This window comes from Achromobacter kerstersii (assembly GCF_902859595.1).
GTDB classification, from domain to species: Bacteria; Pseudomonadota; Gammaproteobacteria; order Burkholderiales; family Burkholderiaceae_B; genus Achromobacter; species Achromobacter kerstersii.
Genome location: NZ_CADIJQ010000003.1, coordinates 485,137 through 506,066, shown reverse-complemented (window position 1 = coordinate 506,066; position 20,930 = coordinate 485,137). Strand labels below are relative to the sequence as shown.

Here is a 20,930-nt window from a genome sequence, read left to right as displayed (position 1 = left end):
AAACATCAGGGAAACAGTTCGGAAACGGACTTGCCGGACATGGCCAGCGACTTCACTTCGTCTTCGGTCAGCGCGCGGGACCAGAAGGCCAGGTCGTCGAAATACATCGTGTACGGGCCTTTGGTGCCGGCGCAGCAGATGCCGTAGGTGCCGCGGCCGTCTTCGTTCAGGCCGATGTGCGGGCCGAACACGCCAGCGATCTGCGCCAGGTTCACCGCGGCCGTGCCGGTGACGCGGCGCGAGAAGCCGATTTCGCTGTCGTACACGTAGGCGGTCATGGTCTTGGCCGTCTTGTCGATGGCCATGGCGATGTAGACCGGCTTGTTCGGCGTGAACTTCACCCCGTTGATATCAACGCGCGTGCCGCCCGCCAGGTTGAAGCGCAGCTCGGGGCCGGCCCACTGGGCGATGGTGATGCCAGGGTTGCCGCCGGAGTTGTAGTCCTTGTTGCCCAGAATGGAACGGTCGTTCGCCGTACCGTCCGACTGATACCAGAAGCCGATGGTGAACGCCTGCACGCTGTCCAGCATGCCGGCCGGGTAATCCAGCTTGAAGGCGCCCAAGGCGGCCGAGCCGCGCTCGTTCTGGAACATCTTGCCGAACACGCCGGCATCCGCAAACGCCGGGGCCTGCGCACCGTCGTACGGCGTGATGACGCCGCCGCCTGCCGCCAGGTCGGTCACATTGCCTTCGAACGGGAACAACATCGTCAGGCCCGTGCGCAAGGAAGCCAGCAGCGGCACGGGCTTGGCGTAGAGCACCGAAGCGCGCGTGGCGCTGACGGCGCGGCCGGCCGACACGCTGTAGTTCAGCGTGTGCACGCCTTCGGTGTCGAAGGTGAAGCCGGTATCGGCATAGTCCGTGGCGGTGCCGGGCAGGCGGGCCACTTCAACGCCATCGCGGCTGACCACGATGTCGCCATCAGGCTCGCCCACGCGCACCCACGACAAGGTCACGGTCTTGTTGTCCATGGACGTGCGCGCTTGAACGCGGCGCACCGCCAAGGTTTCAGACAGCGACGTGCCGGCCATGTCGTACTGGCCCGCGGCGGGCAGCGCGCTCAAGTGCGCCAGCACCGTGGGCGCCACATCCGCGGCGCTGGGCAGCGCGTACCAATTGTTGTCCCAGACGCCATCAAACGAGGCGTCGTCCGCGGTGCCGCCCAACATCGCCGGCTGGTTCGAGGCCAGCACGATGGTCTTGTTGGCCGACAGCGGCAGGCCGTCGCCCACGCCCGTCTTGCCCAGGCCATGGCTGGAGGCCACCACCATCAGCCAGTTTTCGTTCGGGTGTTCGGCACGGCGGTCGGCGATCTGCTTGGCCAGCACGCCCACGGCCGCGTCCGTCTGGCGGATGACTGCGTCGTAGTTGGCGCCAAAGCCGTTATCGGACGCCGCGCGTTCCGGCGCGCCAAACTGCGCCACCACCAGGTCATAGCCTTCCGTGATGCGGTCGCGCGCCTGGGTGGCGACGCAATCGTCCACGCCTGCGCAATCGGTCAAGGCTTGCAGGTAACCGGCATCGCGGTCGCTGCCCACCAGGCCGGCCAGCAAGGGCGAGTTGAACGCGCCGGCGGTGCGCGCCTCAGGATGCGCCGTCTTCACACGCTGGAACAGGCTGGCCGCCTTCAACGCCTGGCCCGCGGCATTCGACCGCACGCCATGCACGTCGGCCCACTGGCCCGACAACAGCGTCGCCCAGCCGGGCGCGGCCAGCGTGGCCTGCTGCGTCACACTGCCCGTGACGCCGCCCGTCCAGGCGCGCGTGGCGGTCAACTGGCCAATGTTCGGCAGCGTCTTGTCCGCCACGCCGCGACGCATGGCGTCATAGGTCAGGCCGTCGACACCGATGAACAACACTTTGTCGACCTTGGCCTGCCCCGGCTCGGTAACGGGCGGCTGCGTCGGCGGAGCGGGAGTCGCGTCCTCGCCGTCGTCATCGCTGCCCCCACAGCCCGCCAATGCGCTGGTGGCCAGCAACATGGCGCACCATCTTCTCCAATTCGATGCTTGCATCTTCTCTTCTCGTTTCATGAACAGGGTTTTTCGCTGGGCACATAGTGGCGGCCCAACGTGAAAGACCCATGAAACAAAGGGCAGAAAGATTGATCGTCGAATCAGGATTCTTTTGCGCAACCCTTCAAGCTGTCTTGCGCGTGTGAATCAAGGGGTGATTTTCACCCCGGTCAGATAGCCTACCGACGCACCAAAGCCGTCGCGGTAGCGGGCGTTCACCAGCGGTTCCAGCACCGGCCGTACCGTGGCATGCACGGGGTGCCAGTCAGCCGTGTGCTGAAAACTGCTGGTGATGTATGTCCAGCCGTTGATCTCATCCACCGCATGCAGGCCGGTAGATTCCGCGGCCACGGGGCAAGCCAGCACGCGCGACAACACGCGGGTGTCCACGTTGAACGCCCACAGGAAACTGTTGATGCGCCCCATGCTGTCTTCGCCCACGAACAGCGTGCGCAGCGTTTCCGAGAACTTCAGGTTGTCGGGGTTTGACACCCGGTCCGTCTGATGGCGGTTGCCCAATGCATCGGGTTGCGGCAGCATTTCACCCACCAGCTCTGGCACAGCGGCCATGTCCACGGGCACCCAATCGCTGGCAATCGCCCGCCCCTCGGTGTCCGCCTGCCCGGCCATCATGCGCATCTGATACACCGCGCCCGCTTCCGGGCCTTGCACATGCAGGTGCGGCGAGGTGCCGTCGGTCATGGAAGATTCAATGTGCGACATGGCGGTGTACGCGATCTTGTCCCGCGCGTTCACCGTCGTGCCTTCCATCTTCGAGAACGCCAGCGTGCCGCCGGCAAGCGCCGCGTAGCGATGCGTTTCCAGAAAGGCAGCGGCCTGCCGGCGTCCGGGATGCAGCCGGACCCAGTTGTCTTTGCCGTCAAAACGAATACGCGTGTAGGCGGCGTTTGCAGGGTCTTGCGTGCGCACGTCCATGATGTCGGCGGCGGTAAGCTGGCCGGCCATGTCTTCGATCTCATCACTGGTGGCGTGGCCCAATCGAATCCAGCTGAGCGTGGCCGCCCCGGGGCCGACGCCGGAGGTTTGCGTCCAGCGCGCTACGTACAAGGTGCCGGACGACAAGTCCGCCTTGCGGTCGGCCACGAACATGAAGAGGCCGCCGTTGGTGGCGTCGTCGCCCATCAGTGCGGTGCGCTGGTCGGGCATGACCTGCACCAGCTCGTGCGAGATACGCCCCAGGCAATAGTGTTTCTTGACCGTGCCCGTACCGTCGGCATGCACGGTTACCTCTGGCAGATGACCGTAGTGATAGGGGTTGGCTTTTTTGGCATCGCCGAACACATGGCGGCTGAAGTCGCGAAACGATTCGGACGCGTGCGCCGTGGTGGCGTCGGGTTCGTACTCTTCGCTGGACAAGTGGGTGTTCCAGGGCGACAGGCTCGCGCCGCAGGTGTTCCACAAGCCGTGTACCGGCGCGGTGTCCACATTGCTGTACTTCACCAGGCTGAGCTTGCCGGTGGACAGCTCTTGCGACAAGGTCAGCACCGCCATCGGCGACGGCAGCCGCACCCACATGTCGGCGCCCGCTTGGTTGCGCGTGACGTATTCAAACTGCACCACCGCGTACACGGTGCGCGCGGGCGGCCCGGTCGCGCCGTCGGCTTCGCCTTCGGACCGGTCCAGCGTCAGCAAGGACATGCCATCGGGACAGTCCGAGAAAAACGGGCGCGTGCGGCCGCGCACCGAGCGGTCCAGGATGGGCGCGCCGTGGATGTCGTAGATGCCGCCCGCGAGAACCGTGCCGCCGCGGCCATCAGGTACGGCATCGCCTGTCATGAAGAACGCCTCGTAGCCCAGTTGCACGCGGCGGCGCGAGCCGTCGCTGAACACCAGGTCCATCGCCGACTCGACCGTCGTGCGGGCCAGCTGTTGCGGGTCGGCCAGCGTGGGCGCGGGCATCGAGATGAATTCGGCGGAAAGGAAGGTGGCGGGTTGATGGTCGGTGGACGCGCCGGACTGGCTGCCTGACAGCAACGCGGCGATGCCCGCGATGCCCGTACTGCCCACTGGCAACATCGGCGCAGCACCCAGCAGCTTGAGGACTCGGCGGCGACCGGGATGGCTTGGATCTTTCATGTGTACGCTCCTTGCGGTAACGAACCAACAGTGAAAAAACTGAGACAACACGTGGGGCAACTGCGAGGCCGAGCGCCGGAGGCGCGGCCTTCGACGCCGAGTGTAGGAGGCAGCCCTCGGGGCCGCGTGCGCCGTTACACGCATGTAATGAGTCCCTGCCGGCATCCGATCTGCCAACGCCGGGGCTAAAAATGCATCAGGGGACCGGCAAGCCGGTCCCCTGATATCACGGCGTCAACCCGTAAGGGCCAAGGCCGCTGTGCGCTGCCGGAGTGCCGGTCTTATGCGCGGTCCTGTGCGCGGTGTTTTGCGCGGTCCTGTGCGAGATCCTTTGCGCGGTCTTATGCGCGATCCTATGCGCCGATCTTCACGCCTGTCAGATACCCCACCGCTGCGCCGAAGCCGTCCTTGTAGTTGGCCTTGACCAGCGGTTCCAGCGTGGGACGCACCACCGCATGCACGCTGCCCCAGTCGGCCGCGTGCTGGAAATTGCTGGTGATGTAGGTCCAGCCGTTGATCTCGTCCACCGCTTGCAAGCCGGTGGATTCTGCCGCCACCGGGCAGGACAGCAAGCGCGACAGCGCCTTGGTGTCCACGTTGTACGCCCACATGAAGTTGTTCACGTGGCCGCCGCTGTCTTCGCCCACGAACAGCGTGCGCAGCTTTTCCGAGAACTTCAGGTTGTCGGGGTTCGAGATGAAATCGGCGTTGTGCGTGTTGCCCAGCGCATCCGGCGTGGCCAGGGGCTTGCCGATCAGCTCGGTCACGGCGCCCATGTCCACCGGCACCCATTCGCTGTCGATCGCGCTGCCGTCGGTATCCACCTGGCCCGCCTTCATGTGCAGCTGGTACACCGCGCCAGCGGAGTTCGCTTCGACCTTCAGGCCCGCAACCTTGCCGTCGATCATCGACGATTCAATACGCGACATCGCGCTGTAGGCAATCTTGTCCTTGGCGTTGACGGTGGTGCCTTCCATCTTGGTGAAGGCCAGCGTGCCGCCCACCATCGCCGCATAGCGGTGCGTTTCCAGGAAGGCCGCGGCTTGGCGGCGGCCGGGTTGCAGCTTCACCCAGTTGTCCTTGCCGCTGTAGCGGATCTTCGTGAACGAGCCGTCAGCCGGGTCAACGGTGCGCACGTCCATGATGTCGGCGGCCGTCAGCTGGTCAGCCAGTTCCTTGACTTCGGCGCTGGTGGCGTGGCCCAGCTTGATCCACTTCAGCGTGCCGGCGCCCGGGCCCGTGCCCGAGGTCTGCGTCCATTGCGCCACGTACAGCGTGCCGGCCGACAGGTCCGCCTTGCGATCGGCCACGAACATGAAGAGACCGCCGTTGGTGGCGTCGTCGCCCATCAGCGCGGTGCGCTGATCAGGCATCATCTGCACCAGCTCGTGCGAGATGCGGCCCATGCAGTAGTGCTTCTTGATCGTGCCGGTGCCGTCCGGCAGCACCGTCACTTCGGGCATGTGGCCGTAGTGGTACGGATTGGCCTTGGTGGCATCGCCGTAGACGTTCAAGCTATAGGTCTGGAACGACGGCGTGGTGCGGGCGGTGGTGGCGTCCGGCTCGTACTCTTCGCTGGACAAATGCGTGCCCCACGGCGACAGGCTGGCGCCGCAGGTGATCCACAGGCCATGCACTGACGACGTATCCACGTTGCTGTACTTCACCAGGCTGAGCTTGCCCGTGTTCGGGTCTTGCGACAGCGTCAGCACGGCAATCGGCGACGGCAAGAGGCCATACATGTCATTGCCAGCCTGGTCCATCGATTGGTATTCGAACTGCACCACGGCGTAGACAGCGTTGCCAGCAACGCCGGGCACCGTCGTGGGCGCCGACAAAGCCAGAAGCGACGTGCCATCCGGACAGTTCGAGAAGAACTGGCGCGCCTTGGCCGGCACCGAGTTGTCCATGATGGGCGCGCCGGCCAGGTTGAAGTAGCCGCCCGCGACCATCGTGCCGCCCTTGCCGTCCGGCACGGTATCGCCCGTCATGAAGAACGGCTCGTAGCCCAGCTCAACCGTGCGCTTGGACCCATCGCTGAACGTCAGCGACAGGGCCGAGCTCACCGTCGTGCGCGCCATCAGTTCCGGGTTGGCTAGCGTGGGCGCGGCCATCGGCGTGAACGAGGCCGACGTGAACGTCACCGGCGTACCGGGCGTCACGGGCGCATTGGGATCAGGGTTGGGCTGCGGGGTGGACGAGTCATCATCGTCATCGCTCGAATTACAGCCGGCCAGCAGCGCAGCCATGCTGACGCCGCCAATCGGCAGCATCGGCGCGCCTCCCAGCATCTTCAGGAGTCGGCGGCGATTGGCTTGATTCGTGTCTTGCATGCGGGTTCCCAGTTGGATCGAATGAATGCCCGGCTGTTAAGCCCAAGCGTGACCGCATTCTGGATAAGCGCCGTGTAAGGCCAATGACAGAAAGCTGTACAGAACCTGAATCCCGGAACAAAAGACCATCGCGGGCTTGTCATGAACAACCGCTATAGTCGGGCGCGTCGCTTTTCGCCTTGCTTTCGTTTCCTCTTTCGCTTCCTCTTTTGCGCCGTCGCTGCCCCATGCCGCTGTCTTTCCGCCCCGCCCTGCCCTCCGCACCCGCCGCGCTGCGCGTCCTTGCCGTGCTGGCTTTCGCCGCAGGCGTGGGCGTGTGGGCGTCCATTCTGCTGGCCCCACGCCCCGGCCCGCTGCCGCCCGCAGTATCCGCGAGCGCGCCGCGCGCAGCCGACAACACGCCGGTAGCGTTATGGTTCGGCAAAGACGAAGTGATGCGCACGCAGATCAGCGTACTGGGCTTGATCGCAGCCGGACCCGATGGCGCGGCCGTGCTAAGCGTGGATGGCGGCCCGCCATTGGCGTGGCGCACAGGCGATGAAGTCGCCCCGGGTATCGTGTTGCGCGATATCGCCGTGGACGCCGTGACGGTAGAACAGGGGGGAAGAATGAATCGCCTGGCCACCCCCGCCGCGTTGGTAGCGCCGGCGGGAATTGCGCAGGTGAATTAAATGCTGCGTGGATGAACGTTGCGTCGTAGAACGATGCTTAGTTGAACTTGTGTCGTCGAACGATGCTTAGTTGAACGATGCGTCGTCGAACGATGCTTAGTTGAACGATGCGTCGTCGAACGATGCGTTCTTCAAAGCCACGTCTATGCGGATCAGGCGGCGCGTCCTTTCAAGCGCCCTTCAATCCGCAAACCAATCTGCCAATCAGCGTTTGCGGCCAGCGGGCCGGCCCATTTGCTTGCGTCCCGCCATGTTCGACAGGGATGATCCCGTCGGCTTCTGCGTGGCGGCAGCCAGCTTCTTCTGTTGAAGCGCCTTTTCAACCAACGCCGCCAAACCAGTCGAAGACTTCTCTTTTGTAGCCATTACCGCTCCTTGTAGAAAGGCCATGGTAGCAGGCCGGCCGATTCGCACCGCATTACTGTCATATTTCATGTCCACAATTCCGGGCTTCTACCGAAAGACCGGAGTTGTAAAGTGCGTCAGTTACCGCGCGGGCTTGCCCGCCAGCAAGGTTTCACCCTGATCGAGATCATGGTGGTGATTGTGATCATGGGGATTCTGGCGGCCCTGATTGTGCCGCGCGTGCTGGATCGCCCCGATCAGGCTCGGCAGGTGGCCGCGCGCCAGGATATCGGGGGCATCATGCAGGCGCTCAAGCTGTACCGGCTGGATAACGGGCGCTACCCCACAACCGCTCAGGGCCTGCGCGCCCTGGCGGAAAAGCCGGATGGCGCCAACAACTGGCGCGGCTATCTGGACAAGCTGCCCAATGACCCCTGGGGTCATCCTTATCAGTACCTGAGCCCCGGCGTGAAGGGCGATATCGATGTGTTCTCGTTCGGCGCCGACAACAAGCCCGGGGGCGAAAACGGCGATGCCGACATCGGTTCCTGGGAACTCTGAGCGCGGCTTCACGCTGGTTGAAGTGCTGGTGGTGCTGGTGATCGTGGCCATTGCCGCCAGCATGGTGAGCCTGTCCATCGGCAAGCGCGACAACGGCCTGCGGGCCGACGCGCAGCGCCTGGCGGACGCGTTCACCGTGGCGCAAAGCGAAGCCCGCAGCGATGGCCGCGCCATCCGGTGGCTGGCGAATGACCAGGGCTGGTCGTTTGAACGCGCGGGCCGCTTGCCCGGCCCCAGCGCACAGGAAGACGTGCCTGTGCCGGTTGACCGCCTGGAGCACGACGAGATGCTGCGCCCGCAATCCTGGCAGGCGGGCGTGGTGCAACTGCGCCTGACCCCTGACCGCCCGCTTGTCTTCAACACCGAATGGGTTGCCGACCCGATCACGCTGACCCTGCGCGCGGGGGAAGCCACGGTCACCTTGCAACGCGACGCCTCCGGCCGCTATGACATTCGCTGAACCGCCCCGCCCCACTGATCGCCAGCGTGGCTTCACCCTGATTGAAGTGCTGGTGGCGCTGGCCATCATTGCCGTTGCGATGGCGGCCGCGCTGCGGGCGACGGGCGTGATGTCGGCCAACAATCGCGCCTTGCAGGACAAGACGCTGGCCTTGCTGGCCGCGCAGAACGCGCTCACGCAACTGCGGCTGGAGCAAAGCCTGCCGCGCGCGGGTTCGCAGACGGTGCCCTGCCCGCAAGGCGGGCGCGCGCTGCAATGCGAACTGGTCTTTACCAATTCCATGAACCGCAGCTTCCGTCAGGTGTCGGTCAACGTGCATGACACGGCCTCGCCGCGGCCCGACGCCGTGCTGCTGCAACTGGACGGGCTGCTGTCCAGCCTGCGATGACAATGCGCCGCGCGTTCCCAACTCCCGCCCGCCGTGCGCAGGGCGGCTTTACGCTGATTGAAGTGCTGGTGGCGCTGGCGCTGATGGCGCTGGTGAGCCTGATGGCCTGGCGCGGCCTGGCCAGTGTGTCAAACGCACGCGACTGGATCGAACAGCAGGCCGAAGACACCGACGCCATCGTGCGCACGCTGGGCCAGATGGGGCGCGATGTAGAGCTGTCTTACACCGGCCCAAGTTTTGATTCGCCGAGCAAAGACGCCCTGGCCTTGACCAGCGGCCTGCGCCTGCTGCGGCGAACCAGCGGCGGCCAGACCTTGGAACTGCTGCGTCCCGATGCCGATGGCAACGGCCTGTGGCAGCGCGTGCAGTGGCAAGTGCGGGCAGATGGATTGTGGCGCGCCAGCGGGCCGGCCGCCCCGCGCAGCCCGCTTCCGGCTGCCGTGAATGGCGTGCTGCTGTTGCCGGGGGTGCGGGTGCTGAGCGTGCGCGCCTGGGTGCCCGGCACCGGCTGGGTCGACGTCAACGCCAGCTTTGGCACCGCGCCCACCGGCATCGAAATTACGCTTGAGCGCGGCGCGGCCGCGGCGCCGCAACGCTACACGCGCATCCTGGAGCTGCCATGACGAGCCAATCATCGCGCACGGCGTTGCGTCCGCCTTCGCGGCTATCATCGCCCTCACCGGCGCAGCCGACATCACGCCAACCATCGCGCCTCACCTCGCCCCGCGAGCGTGGCGCCGCGGTCATCAGCGCGCTGATCATCGTGGCCATCGTGGCCGCGCTGACGACCAGCCTGTTCCAGCGCCAGACCGCCAGCACCCGCCGCATGGAAAACGAGCTGTCGCGTGTGCAGGCGCGCGTGATGCTGGCGGGCGGCATCGACTGGGCGCGCCTGGTCATCCGCGATCACGGCAAGCGTGAATCCACGACGCGCGGCGATCAGATCTGGGCGACGCCTGTGCTCGACACCCGTATCGAACGGCCGGGCGACGACCGCGTGGCCGTGTTCTCGGGCCGCGTGCAAGACGAACAGGGCAAGTACAACCTGAGCAATCTGGCGCGCAATGGCGTGCCGCAGCCCGAGCAGGAAAAAGTGCTGCGCCGCTTGCTGAATGTGCAGCAACTGCCCGACACGCTGGCCGCCCACCTGATCGACATCATCGCCGCCGCCCAGCCCCCCGCGCTGGCGGCCGACGCGCCGTCATCCACCAACGGCCAACCCACGGCCACGCCCGATGCGCGCGCGCCGCTGCCGCGCGGCGTAGATGAAATTGCCGCGCAGCTGGGTCTGGACACGCCCGAGCGCAACGAAATGCGCCGCACGATGACCGTGCTGCCCACCGCCACCAGCGTCAACGTCAACACCGCGCCCGCCGAAGTCATCGCGGCGCTGGTGCCTGGCCTGTCGCTTGCCCAGGCGCGCGCCATGACCGGCGAGCGCGACCGCGGCAACTGGTTCAACAACGCCGGCGACTTCGCCAACCGCCTGGCTGGCACGGGTATCGAAGGCGCTGCGCCCACCGTCACCACCGCCAGCGGCTGGTTCATGGCAAGCGGCACCGTGGTCTATGAACGCGCCCGGGTGTCGATGCAAGCCCTGGTGCGCAGCGCCCCGCCCGCCGCGCCCGACACGATCTGGACAAGAGAGAACCCTTGAAAAATTCCCTGCGCATTGCGCTTCCGGCCTTGGACGAGTTCACCGCCGACTCGCCCCTGCCCTTTGCCTGGTTCGACCGGCGCGGACGTTGCGCGCAGCAAGGCGAGCTGACCTTGCGCGCGCTGGGCAACGCCTATCCCAACGCCACGTGCGAAGCGGTATTGCATCCCGCCGATGTCATCGCCACGACGGTGCAGATTCCCGCCGTGGCGCGCGCCCGCTACGCCGCGGCGGTTCACAGTGCGCTGGAACCGCTGGTGTTGAGCGACCTGGATGCGTTGGCGATCGGGTTTGGCCCACGTGCCGCCGATGGCAGCGTCGCGCTGGCCTGGTCGCCACGCGAACCCGTGCGCCGCGCCTGGAGCCTGCTTAACGCGCATAGCCTGCGCGCTTACGCGTTGATCGCGCCGCAAACGCTGGCGCCCCCGTCATCGCTTCCGCTACGCGACCCGGCCGACCCGCGCTGGCAAGCGCCGTCGCCGTCGTGGTCGCTTGCCATGCCGCAGCTGGCGCCCGCCCGCGTGTCGCGCTGGCGGCCGGTGTGGCGCTGGGGCGCGGCGGCGGCGGTGGTCTGGATCGCAGGCCTGAACATCCATGCCTCTCAGTTGAACGCCGAAGCCGACGCGTTGAAAGCCGGCATGCGCCAGCAGGTGCTGGCCGCCTTTCCTGACTTGCCCGTGGTGCTGGACCCGCCGCGCCAGGCGCAGCAAGGCTTGGACGCGCTGCAAGCCAATCGGGGGGCCGCCAGCGCGGCGGACTTCCTGCCGCTGGCGCGCGCCGCTGCGCAAACGCTGCCGTTCGCAGCCGACAAGGTCGCAAAGCTGACCTACGCCGATCAGGCGCTGACGCTGCAACTGGCGGACGCCGACGACAAAGCCCAACGCGTCGCCGAAACCCCCGCGCTGATCCAGCAAGCCGCCGCGCTCGGCCTGAAGCTGGAACGGGGTGACACCGACAACACCTGGCGCATCCTGCGCAAGCAACCATGACTTCGCCACGCATTCATTCATCGATTCTGCGCCTGCAAGCCGCCTGGCAATCCCTGCGCAAACCCATCGACCCGGCGCTTGCCCGCGCGCGGCAGCGGTATCTGGCCCTGGCGCCGCGCGAACGGCGTCTGGTGACGGGCGCCGCCGCGCTGCTGGGCGCTGCGGTGGTGTTCGTGACGCTGATCGAGCCGCCCTTGAACACCATGCGCAAGCTACAGGCCGAACTGCCCGTGTTGCGCGGCCAGGCCGCCACCGTGGCCGACCTGACCACCCAAGCGCGCACGTTGCGCCAGCGCTCGGCGGCGCCGTCGGCGTCAATGCCGTCCCCCGCCGAACTCGGCGCGAGCCTGGAGCGCGCGGGGCTGCCCGCGGGCATGTGGACGCTGGCGCAAGCGGAAACCGGAACCGGCGTGCAACTGACGTTGAACCAGGCGCCGTCTTCCGCGCTGCTGCGCTGGCTGGATGGCGCGGGCCGCGATTGGGGCTTGGCCACGCAGAACGTGGCGCTGACGCGCGCCGCCAATCCGAACGGCAGGCCGCTGCCCGGCTTGGTCAACGGCCGCGTGACGTTGGCGCTGCCCGACAAGGCAGGAGCCCGCTGATGCCGATACCCCGCTTGAACAGACGCACCACCGCGCTCTGGCTGGCCGGCGCGGCATGCGCCGTGGCGGCTGGCGTCAGCGTGCTGCCCGCGCGTTGGCTGCTGGCGTTGCAATCGGACGCGTCCGTCGTTGCGCTGGCCGATGCCAGCGGCACCCTATGGCGCGGCAGCGCCTGGATTGCGCTCGGCCCCCAAGGCGCGCAGCGCGTGCTGCCGCAAGCCGTGCAGTGGCAATGGCGTTGGGACACGATGGCGCTGGAATTCACGCACCCCTGGCTGCAAGGGCCGCTGCGTGCGCGGGTCAGCTGGAATGGCCTGTCGGTGCCGGCGCAGTCGTTGCGCGTGCCTGCGTCCGTGCTGCCTGCGCTTGGCGCGCCGTGGAACACGCTGGCGCCCGAAGGTATGTTGGAAATCAACTGGCAGGCGTTGCGGCTGGGCGGTGACTTGCCGGCCGGCCCCATTGCCGACCTGCGCTGGCGTAATGCCGGCACCGCGCTGACCTCTGTCACGCCCGTTGGCACGTATCTGCTGCGCGTGCAAGGTGCGGGCAAGGCGGGTGCGACGCTGGCGCTCACGACCGAAAGCGGCTTGCTGACCGTCACGGGACAAGGTAATGCCGGTGCGCGCGGCGTCAGCTTCGAAGGCAAAGCAACCTACGCGGCGTCGGCCAACGACGCGCAACGGGCGGCGCTGGATGGATTGATGTCTACGCTAGGCCGCCGTTCGGGCGACACCGTGACGTTCGGCACCGGGAAGTAAGGCGGCGCCAAACGTTACTGCCGCTGCCTTTGCCGCTGCCCCTGCCGCTGTCCCTGCCGCTGTCCCTGCCGATGGCACGACAGCGCCCCCCCGACCCAGCGCTATGCGTCGCGCGTGACGCGCACGATTTCCTCGGGCGAGGTCTGCCCGCCTTCCACCCAGCGCTGGCCGTCCTGCCGCATGGTGCGCATGCCGGCTGCCGTGGCGGCAAGGCGCAGTTCACGTTCGTCGCGCCCTTCATGGATCAGCCTGCGGGCCTCATCATCCACCGTGAATAGCTCATGGATGCCCGAACGCCCGCTGTAGCCCGTGTGGTTGCATGTGGGGCAGCCCACCGGATGAAACACACGCATGCCGTCCTGCATCGACGGCTTCTTGCATTCCGGACACAGCTTGCGCACCAGCCGCTGCGCCAGCACGCCCAGCAAGGACGAGGCCAACAGGAAGGGTTCAACGCCCATGTCCGTCAAGCGCGTCACGGCGGACACGGCGTCGTTGGTGTGCAGCGTGGCCAGCACCAGGTGGCCCGTCAACGACGCCTGCACTGCAATCTGTGCGGTTTCAAGATCGCGGATTTCGCCGATCATGATCACGTCCGGGTCTTGCCGCAAGATGGCGCGCAGGGCCAGCGCAAAGCTCATGTCGATCTTGGCGTTGACCTGCGTCTGGCTGATGCCCGACAAGTCGTATTCGATGGGGTCTTCCACCGTCAGGATGTTGCTTGTCGCCGAATCCAGACGGCTTAACGCCGCATACAGCGTGGTGGTCTTGCCGCTGCCGGTCGGCCCCGTGACCAGTACGATGCCGTGCGGCTGGCGGATCAGGCGGTCCAGCTGCGTCAGCACCGTGGGGCACATGCCCAGGCGTTCCAGCTGCAAGCGCCCCGCTTCTTTATCCAGCAAACGCAGCACCGCGCGTTCGCCGTGGCCGGTGGGTAACGTCGACACGCGCACATCAATTGGCCGGCCGCCCACGCGCAGCGCAATGCGCCCGTCCTGCGGTAAACGCTTTTCGGCGATGTCCAGATGCGCCATGATCTTGATGCGCGAAATCAGCGCGGCGTGCAGCGCCTTGCGCGGCGACACCACATCGCGCAAGGTGCCATCCACGCGGTAACGCACCACCGAGTGCGTCTCAAACGGCTCGATATGGATATCGCTTGCGCCATCGCGCGCGGCCTGGGCGAACAGCGCGTTGATCATGCGAATGACGGGCGCGTCGTCCTGCGCTTCCAGCAAGTCGGCCACTTCGGGCATGTCCTGCAACAAGCGATCCAGGTCGATCTCGTTTTCCGCCACGCCCATCACCGATGCGGCGTCTTCGGAATGGCTGTACGCGGCGGTCAGCAAGGTTTCCAGCGCCTCGTCATCCACCTGCGCCAGCGCGATGTCGCCATGGCAGCGGCGAATCTCGCGCACCGCCCATTCCGGCGTGCGCGGGCTGACCGTCAACTGCGCCTGCCCCGCGCGCAGCGACAGCACGGCGCGCTGGGCGCGGGCCCAGGCATAGGGCAAGGGATGCGCGCTCATAGCAGCGACTCGGGGTCCACGGCCACGCTATGCATAAGCGATTGCGACACGCGGATGGGCGCCGACGCAGAACGCTGCGGCGTCATGCCCGGATACTGCCGCACCGCAAACGATTCCACGGTGGCGGGCGGCGGACGGCGCAGCGTGGCCGCCTGCTGCTCGGGGCGCAGGTCATAGGCGTTGTTCGATATCGTCGGCGCGGAACCCGGCGTGGGCAGCATCGGCGCCTGCATGTCGGGCAGCGCCCAGTGTTCGCCCGGCTGCACTGCGGCTTGAGCACGGCGCATGTAGTCGTAGCGGTCCATCGTGACGCTGGCGCTGCGGTTCGCGTCGCGCACCACGTAGGGGCGCAGGAACACCATCAGGTTGGTCTTCGTGCGCTTGCGCGTGTCGTAGCGGAACAGCGAACCAATCACCGGCAGCGAACCCAAGCCCGGCACACTGTTGGACGTCAACGTCACGTTTTCTTCCAGCAGGCCACCCAGCACGATGATCTGGCCGTCATCAATCAACACGCTGGTGTCGATGGCGCGCTTGTTGGTCACGATGCCAGAGGTGGAATTGGAACGGCTTTCATCGATGCTGCTGACTTCCTGGTAGATGTCCAGCTTCACCGCGCCGCCTTCCGAAATCTGCGGACGAATGTTCAGCTTCAGGCCCACGTCTTCGCGTTCGATCGTCTGGAACGGATTCGAACTGCCATTGCTGCCCGACGTCACGTACTGGCCCGTCACGAACGGCACCGTCTTGCCCACCAGGATGCTGGCCGACTGGTTGTCCAGCGTCAGCAGGTTCGGCGTCGACAGGATGTTGGCTTCGCCCGTGTTCTGCATGGCGCGCGCCAGCACGCCCAGGTTGATCACCTTGTTGCCCAGCACATCAACCGTGCCCTTGACCACGCCCAGGCTCAAGCCGCCGCCGAGGGCGTCGATCGACGTCGGGCCATTGCCCGTGATGCCGCTGCCGCCCAGGTTGGTGCCGCCGATGAAGCTGGTGCCGTTGCTGTTGATGTTGCCCGCGCCGGTCATCCACTGGATGCCGAATTCCGCGGCCTTTTCTTCGCTGACTTCCACGATCAGGCTTTCCACCAGCACCTGCGCGCGGCGCTGGTCCAGCTGGTCGATCACTTCACGCAAGCTGCGGTACAGCGGTTCCGGCGCCGAGATGATCAGCGAATTGGTGGACGGGTCGGCCTGAATGGTGGCCCCGCCCGCCGAATACGACACGGCCTGCGTGCTGTTGTCTTCACGCGCAATGCGCTCTTGCTCGCCCGACAAGCCGCCCTTGGACGAGCCCGTACTGCCGGACATGCCGGACATGCCCTGCCCCGACTGCATGCCGCTGGCCGGCGTGTTCTGCGTGCGCGCGCCGCCTTGGGCGCCACCCGTGCCGCCGCTTGCCCCGCCCGTCGCGCCCGGCGCCGAGTTCGCCTGCCCCGTCAGCAAGCCGCCCAGCACTTCGGCGATGCGCGTGGCCTGCGCGTTGCGCATGTACACCACGTGCAGATTGCCCGCGCGGTTCTGCTGCGCGTCCAGCTTCAGGATCAGGTCGCGCGCCAAACGCGTGCGCGCCGGGCTGCCCGAACGCACCAGCACGCTGTTGCTGCGCGGGTCGGCCACGACCGCAATACGTTGCGTGGGGTCGCTGCTTTGCGTGTCCAGCAACTGCGACGCCAGAATTGCGATGTCGGTGGCGATGCCGGATTGCACCGGCACCACGTCCGTGTCGATCGAACTGGGCACGTCGATGCGCGCGATGACCTGCGCGATGCGTTCCAGGTTATCGGCGTAGTCCGTCACCACCAGCGTGTTGTTGCCGGGATACGCGTTGATGGGGTTGTTCGGCGGCACCATCGGGCGCAGCACGGGCACCAGGTTCGCCGCGTTCTCGTACTTCAAGGGGAACACGCGCGTCAGCATTTCGCCGCTGTTGCCGCCGCCTTTGGCGAATGCCGAAACCGGCACCGGCCCACGCGCAGCGCCTCCTGCGGGCGCACCGCCCACGCTCGTCGCTGGCCGCGTGTTGCCCACCACCGCGCTGCCTTGCAGCTTGGCGTCGGCTTCGGGCACCACGCGCGTCACGCCATCCACATCAACGATGGCGAAGCCCTGCAAGCGCAGCGCGCCCGTCAGCATCGACAAGGCCTGCCCGCTGTCCACGGGCCGGTCCGACACCAGCGTGAGCTTGCCCTTGACGCGCGGGTCCACCAGAAAGTTGCGCTGCGTGAACAGCGACAACGCGCGCAGCACGGCGGGGATGTCGGTGTCGACGAAATTCAGGCTGACGCGGTTGTCCGCCTGTTGAGCATGGGCCGTGCTGATTGCCGGTCCGATTTGGCTTGCCGCAAGCAAGACTGCAAGGCTGAATTGCGCGATGTGACGCATGACGAGGTAGGTGCCTGGAGACGTGAAATCGTGTGAAAAAACGTGAAAGCGCGTCGGAGTATACGGGGTGACAGTGCAACACTACGGTCATATTTGACATGCAACATATCGGCTTGAAACCCTTTAAATTCGGGGCTTTTGCGCGTTTTGCATTTGCATTTTTCTGATGTGTTTGCGTTCGCGCAGCCCCTTGCTTTCACCATGCCTTCCTTTCGATACGAAGCCACTGACGCGTTAGGAAAAATCGTGCGCGGCACGATTGATGCCGACACCGAACGCGGCGCCCGCAACCAGTTGCGCGGCCGTGGCTTGTTGCCCTTGTCGACGGCATTGGCGGCGCGCGCGGAAGGCCTTGGCGCCAGCCTGCGCACCCGCTTGTCGGACGCGGATCTTGCGTGGCTGACGCGTCAGCTGGCCAGCCTGCTGGCCGCGCGCTTGCCCTTGGATGCCGCGCTGTCGGCCACGCTTGAGCAAGCCGAAAAAAAACATATCGCCGCAACACTGGGCAGCGTGCGCGACGACGTGCGCGCGGGCCATCGCCTGTCTACCGCGCTGGCCGCCCGGCCGCGTGACTTTCCCGAGATCTATCGCGCGCTGATCGGCGCGGGCGAAGAGTCCGGCGACCTGGCGCAAGTGATGGAGAAGCTGGCCGACTACATCGAAGAACGCAACACCTTGCGCAGCAAGGTGATGACGGCGTTCATCTACCCCGCGGTGGTGGCCAGCGTGTCGGTCATCATCGTGATTTTTCTGCTGGGCTATGTGGTGCCGCAAGTGGTGTCGGCGTTCAACCACGCCAAGCAGCAACTGCCGTTGCTGACCCGCGTGATGCTGGGGCTGTCGGACTATGTGCGCGAATGGGGCGCGGTGACGGGCGTGGCGCTGGTGGTGGCCATTGTGCTGTGGCGCTATACCTTGCGCGCGCCTGCCGCAAGGCGCGCCTGGCATGCGCGCGTGCTGAAGCTACCGCTGGCCGGACGCTTCGTGCTGGGCGTGAACGCTGCGCGGTTTGCCTCCACGTTGGCGATCTTGTGCGGCAGCGGCGTGGCATTGTTGACCGCGCTGGAAGCCGCGCGCCGCACCTTGGGCAACGATGTGCTGCGCCTGGCGGTGGACGAAGCATCGGCACGCGTGCGCGAAGGCGCGGCGCTGTCGGCGTCATTGGGCGCGCAGAAAGTGTTCCCGTCGCTGCTGGTGCATTTGATCGCCAGCGGCGAAAAAACTGGCCGCTTGCCCGAGCTGCTGGATCGCGGCGCGCAGAACCTGTCGCGCGATCTGGAACGGCGCGCCATGGCGATGACGGCGCTGCTGGAGCCCGCGCTGATCCTGCTGATGGGCGGATTTGTGCTGCTGATTGTGCTGGCGGTGATGATGCCGATTCTGGAAATGAATCAGCTCATCCGCTAGAAGTACGAAGGCGCTCGCCCCGTTGCCGGAGCGAGCGCCTTGGAAGATGACGTGGCCGATATGGCGTTCAGATACGGCGGCCTGATCTGGCGTTCAGAAATGGCGGTCAGAAGTGGCGGTCAGAAGTGGCGGTCAACAGGCGGCCTGATCTGGCGGTCAACAGGCGGCGCGGGTCACAGTGCTTCTTCGTCGCTTTCGCCAGTGCGGATGCGGATGGCTTGCTCCACGGGCGACACGAAAATCTTGCCGTCGCCGATCTTGCCGGTGCGCGCGGCCTTGACCACGGCTTCGATGGCGGCTTCGACCTGATCGTCGGGCAGTACGACTTCAACACGGATCTTGGGCAGGAAGTCCACCACGTATTCCGCGCCACGATAGAGTTCGGTGTGGCCTTTCTGACGGCCGAAACCCTTGACCTCGGTGACGGTCAAGCCGCTGACGCCGACTTCGGCCAGCGCCTCGCGGACTTCGTCGAGCTTGAAGGGTTTGATGATGGCGGTGACTTGTTTCACGTTGGTCGTCCTGGGTGTTTGATCTGTTGCGGCGCCCGGGCCGCCGCTTGCAAGGCGGCCAGCGCGCGATGAATAAGAGAATAACACCGGGGCCCGCCGTGCAAGCGGGCCGCCAGCGTCATTGCGGGAGAACCCCGATCAGGCGTCCGGTTCGGCGTCCGGAATGCGTTCGGCGTCGCGCATCCACACCACCGATTCCGAATCGCTGGGCGCGCGCCAATCGCCGCGCGGCGACAACGAACCGCCCGAGCCGACCTTCGGCGCGTTCGGCACGCAGGTGCGCTTGAACTGGCTGGTACGGAAAAACTTGTCCAGGAATATCTTCAGGTTGCGCTTGATGGCGGCCAGGTCGTACTGGTTGCGCACGACATGCCCGGCTTCCGGCCACGCGCCCGCCTCGCGGTCACGCCAGGCGGCCAGCGACAGGAACGCCACCTTGGTGGGCGCAAAGCCATAGCGCAGCGTGTAGTACAGGTTGAAGTCCTGCAATTCGTAGGGGCCGATTGAGTCTTCGCTTTTCTGAACGGGCTTGTCGTCCGCGCCGCCCGGCACCAATTCGGGGCTGACGTCCGTGCCCAGCACGTCCAGCAACACGGCGGCGCCCTCGTCGCCCAGACGCCCAGACTCGGCCACCCAGCGCACCAGATGCGTGATCAAGGTCTTGGGCACGCTGGCGTTCACACTGTAGTGCGACATGTGGTCGCCCACGCCATACGTGCACCAACCCAGTGCAAGCTCGCTCAAGTCGCCCGTGCCGATGACGATGGCGTTGCTGAAATTCGCCAGCCGGAACAGGTGGTTGGTGCGCTCGCCCGCCTGGACGTTTTCGAACGTGATGTCGTAGACCGGCTTGCCGTCTGCATAGGGGTGGCCCAGGTCTTTCAGCATTTGCAGGCAGCTGGGGCGGATGTCGATTTCCGACGCCGTGCAGCCCACCACCGCCATCAGCCGGCGCGCCTGTTGCAGCGTGCGGGTGCTGGTGGCGAAGCCCGGCATGGTCACGGCCAGGATGTTCGAACGCGGCAGGCCCAGCGTATCCATGGCCTGCGCGCACACCAGCAAGGCGTGCGTGGAATCCAGCCCGCCAGAAATGCCGATGACCACCTTCGCCATCTTGCTGGCCGACAAGCGCTGCACCAGCGCCTGCACCTGGATGCTGTAGACCTCTTTGCAGCGGGCGTCGCGGCGTTGCGGGTCCGCCGGCACATAGGGGAATCGCGCCACGCGACGCTCAAGCGGCAGCTCGGCGTCATCCAGCGGCGGGCTCACCGGCACCGCCACGGTGCGGAACTTGCGCACTTCGTCCTGATGGCGGCGCACCGACTGGCCGAACGTGGTCTGCCGCATGCGCTCGCGCGACAGGCGGTCCAGGTCCACGTCCGAGAACAGCAGATGGGAATGGTTCAGAAAGCGTTCGGATTCGCCCAGCAGCTCGCCGTTTTCGTAGATCAGCGCCTGCCCGTCCCAAGCCAGGTCGGTAGACGATTCGCCCCGCCCCGCCGACGTATACATATACGCAGACAGGCAGCGCGCCGATTGCTGCGCCACCAGTTGATGGCGGTATTCCGACTTGCCCACGACGATGTTCGAGGCGGACAGATTGACCAGCACGGTCGCCCCGGCCAAGGCCGCGAACGAGGACGGCGGGATCGGCACCCAGACGTCTTCGCAGATTTCAACGTGGAATTGGAACAGCGGCAGCTTGTCCATCTGGAACAGCAGCTCGGGGCCGAACGGCACCGTCTGGTCCAGCAATCGGATTTCAGTGGCGGCCGCGCAATCGGCGGCGCTGAACTGGCGCGCTTCGTAGAACTCGCCGTAATTGGGCAGGTAGCTCTTGGGCACCACGCCCAGAATGCGGCCGCTTGCCGCGACCACCGCGCAATTGAACAGTTGGTGCGACACGCGCAGCGGCGCGCCGACGATGACGGCGATGTCCAGCTCGGCCGTGGCAGCCACCACTTGGGCCAGCGCCGCTTCGCATTCATCCAGCAGCGCTTTCTGGTGGAAGAGATCGTCGCAGGTGTAGGCGGACAGGCCCAGCTCGGGGAACGCCACCAGAACGGCGCCGCCCTGGGCGGCCTGCTGGGCCAATTCAATGGTCTGCGCGGCGTTGAAGGCCGGATCGGCGACCCGGCATTCGGGTACGCCGACCGCCACCCGGGCGAAGCCGTGGGAATACAGGTTGAAGAACGGGTTCGACATCGGGGTGATCGCCTGGA

The 20,930-nt window shown here is 66.1% G+C and carries 18 protein-coding genes; 10 read left to right on the top strand and 8 right to left on the bottom strand.

The features are described 5' to 3' along the window. Positions 1–5: 5 nt before the first annotated feature. The 3 genes from HV765_RS13720 to HV765_RS13710 form a co-directional block, all read right to left on the bottom strand. Complete coding sequence (locus HV765_RS13720) at positions 6–2,015, bottom strand: LamG-like jellyroll fold domain-containing protein (protein ID WP_254600560.1); 2,010 nt, start codon at positions 2,013–2,015, stop codon at positions 6–8. Between the two features lie 147 nt (positions 2,016–2,162). Next, a complete protein-coding gene (locus tag HV765_RS13715; RefSeq protein WP_175169995.1) occupies positions 2,163–4,112 on the bottom strand; it encodes a PhoX family protein in 1,950 nt (649 codons plus the stop codon). Between the two features lie 353 nt (positions 4,113–4,465). After that, the gene (locus HV765_RS13710; protein WP_175169994.1) at positions 4,466–6,445 is read right to left on the bottom strand and encodes a PhoX family protein; all 1,980 of its coding nucleotides are present in this window, start codon (positions 6,443–6,445) and stop codon (positions 4,466–4,468) included. Between the two features lie 227 nt (positions 6,446–6,672). Here HV765_RS13710 and HV765_RS13705 point away from each other — a divergent pair, with 227 nt between their 5' ends. Further along, entirely contained in the window at positions 6,673–7,116 is a 444-nt protein-coding gene (locus tag HV765_RS13705; protein ID WP_054426095.1) for a general secretion pathway protein GspC, read from the top strand. Between the two features lie 204 nt (positions 7,117–7,320). On the opposite strand, the gene HV765_RS13700 is transcribed toward HV765_RS13705, so the two are convergent. After that, the gene (locus HV765_RS13700; protein ID WP_175169993.1) at positions 7,321–7,551 is read right to left on the bottom strand and encodes a hypothetical protein; all 231 of its coding nucleotides are present in this window, start codon (positions 7,549–7,551) and stop codon (positions 7,321–7,323) included. A 42-nt stretch (positions 7,552–7,593) separates the two neighbouring features. Between HV765_RS13700 and gspG the strand changes: the two genes are divergently transcribed. From gspG to HV765_RS13660, 8 genes are read left to right on the top strand one after another with little or no spacing between them, the layout of a single operon-like run. Further along, the gene (gene gspG / locus HV765_RS13695) at positions 7,594–8,022 is read left to right on the top strand and encodes a type II secretion system major pseudopilin GspG (protein WP_054426097.1); all 429 of its coding nucleotides are present in this window, start codon (positions 7,594–7,596) and stop codon (positions 8,020–8,022) included. Next, positions 7,994–8,482, top strand: coding sequence for a type II secretion system minor pseudopilin GspH (gene gspH / locus HV765_RS13690; protein ID WP_175169992.1), 489 nt, complete (start codon positions 7,994–7,996; stop codon positions 8,480–8,482). Before gspG ends, gspH begins: the two co-directional genes overlap by 29 nt. Then, on the top strand, positions 8,469–8,870 hold the full coding sequence (gene gspI, locus HV765_RS13685; protein WP_175169991.1) for a type II secretion system minor pseudopilin GspI: 402 nt from the start codon (positions 8,469–8,471) through the stop codon (positions 8,868–8,870). The genes gspH and gspI overlap by 14 nt, the downstream gene beginning before the upstream one ends. Beyond that, positions 8,867–9,493, top strand: coding sequence for a PulJ/GspJ family protein (locus HV765_RS13680; protein ID WP_175169990.1), 627 nt, complete (start codon positions 8,867–8,869; stop codon positions 9,491–9,493). The genes gspI and HV765_RS13680 overlap by 4 nt, the downstream gene beginning before the upstream one ends. Further along, complete coding sequence (gene gspK / locus HV765_RS13675; RefSeq protein WP_254600559.1) at positions 9,490–10,527, top strand: type II secretion system minor pseudopilin GspK; 1,038 nt, start codon at positions 9,490–9,492, stop codon at positions 10,525–10,527. Before HV765_RS13680 ends, gspK begins: the two co-directional genes overlap by 4 nt. Then, positions 10,524–11,516, top strand: a complete 993-nt coding sequence (gene gspL / locus HV765_RS13670; protein WP_175169989.1) for a type II secretion system protein GspL — start codon at positions 10,524–10,526, stop codon at positions 11,514–11,516. Before gspK ends, gspL begins: the two co-directional genes overlap by 4 nt. Beyond that, the gene (gene gspM / locus HV765_RS13665; RefSeq protein ID WP_054426104.1) at positions 11,513–12,118 is read left to right on the top strand and encodes a type II secretion system protein GspM; all 606 of its coding nucleotides are present in this window, start codon (positions 11,513–11,515) and stop codon (positions 12,116–12,118) included. Before gspL ends, gspM begins: the two co-directional genes overlap by 4 nt. Further along, the gene (locus HV765_RS13660; RefSeq protein WP_175169988.1) at positions 12,118–12,876 is read left to right on the top strand and encodes a type II secretion system protein N; all 759 of its coding nucleotides are present in this window, start codon (positions 12,118–12,120) and stop codon (positions 12,874–12,876) included. The genes gspM and HV765_RS13660 overlap by 1 nt, the downstream gene beginning before the upstream one ends. A 101-nt stretch (positions 12,877–12,977) precedes the next feature. On the opposite strand, the gene gspE is transcribed toward HV765_RS13660, so the two are convergent. Continuing rightward, entirely contained in the window at positions 12,978–14,405 is a 1,428-nt protein-coding gene (gspE, locus tag HV765_RS13655; protein ID WP_054426109.1) for a type II secretion system ATPase GspE, read from the bottom strand. Continuing rightward, positions 14,402–16,789, bottom strand: a complete 2,388-nt coding sequence (gene gspD / locus HV765_RS13650) for a type II secretion system secretin GspD (protein WP_175169987.1) — start codon at positions 16,787–16,789, stop codon at positions 14,402–14,404. Before gspD ends, gspE begins: the two co-directional genes overlap by 4 nt. 201 nt (positions 16,790–16,990) lie before the next feature. Here gspD and gspF point away from each other — a divergent pair, with 201 nt between their 5' ends. Further along, a complete protein-coding gene (gspF, locus tag HV765_RS13645; protein ID WP_175169986.1) occupies positions 16,991–18,196 on the top strand; it encodes a type II secretion system inner membrane protein GspF in 1,206 nt (401 codons plus the stop codon). A gap of 173 nt (positions 18,197–18,369) precedes the next feature. Here gspF and HV765_RS13640 read toward each other — a convergent pair whose 3' ends face one another. Together HV765_RS13640 and HV765_RS13635 are read right to left on the bottom strand one after the other, a co-directional pair. Next, positions 18,370–18,708 (bottom strand): P-II family nitrogen regulator, encoded by a 339-nt coding sequence (locus HV765_RS13640; protein WP_006218942.1) that lies wholly within the window; start codon positions 18,706–18,708, stop codon positions 18,370–18,372. A gap of 138 nt (positions 18,709–18,846) precedes the next feature. Next, entirely contained in the window at positions 18,847–20,913 is a 2,067-nt protein-coding gene (locus HV765_RS13635; protein WP_175169985.1) for an NAD(+) synthase, read from the bottom strand. Positions 20,914–20,930 lie beyond the last annotated feature (17 nt).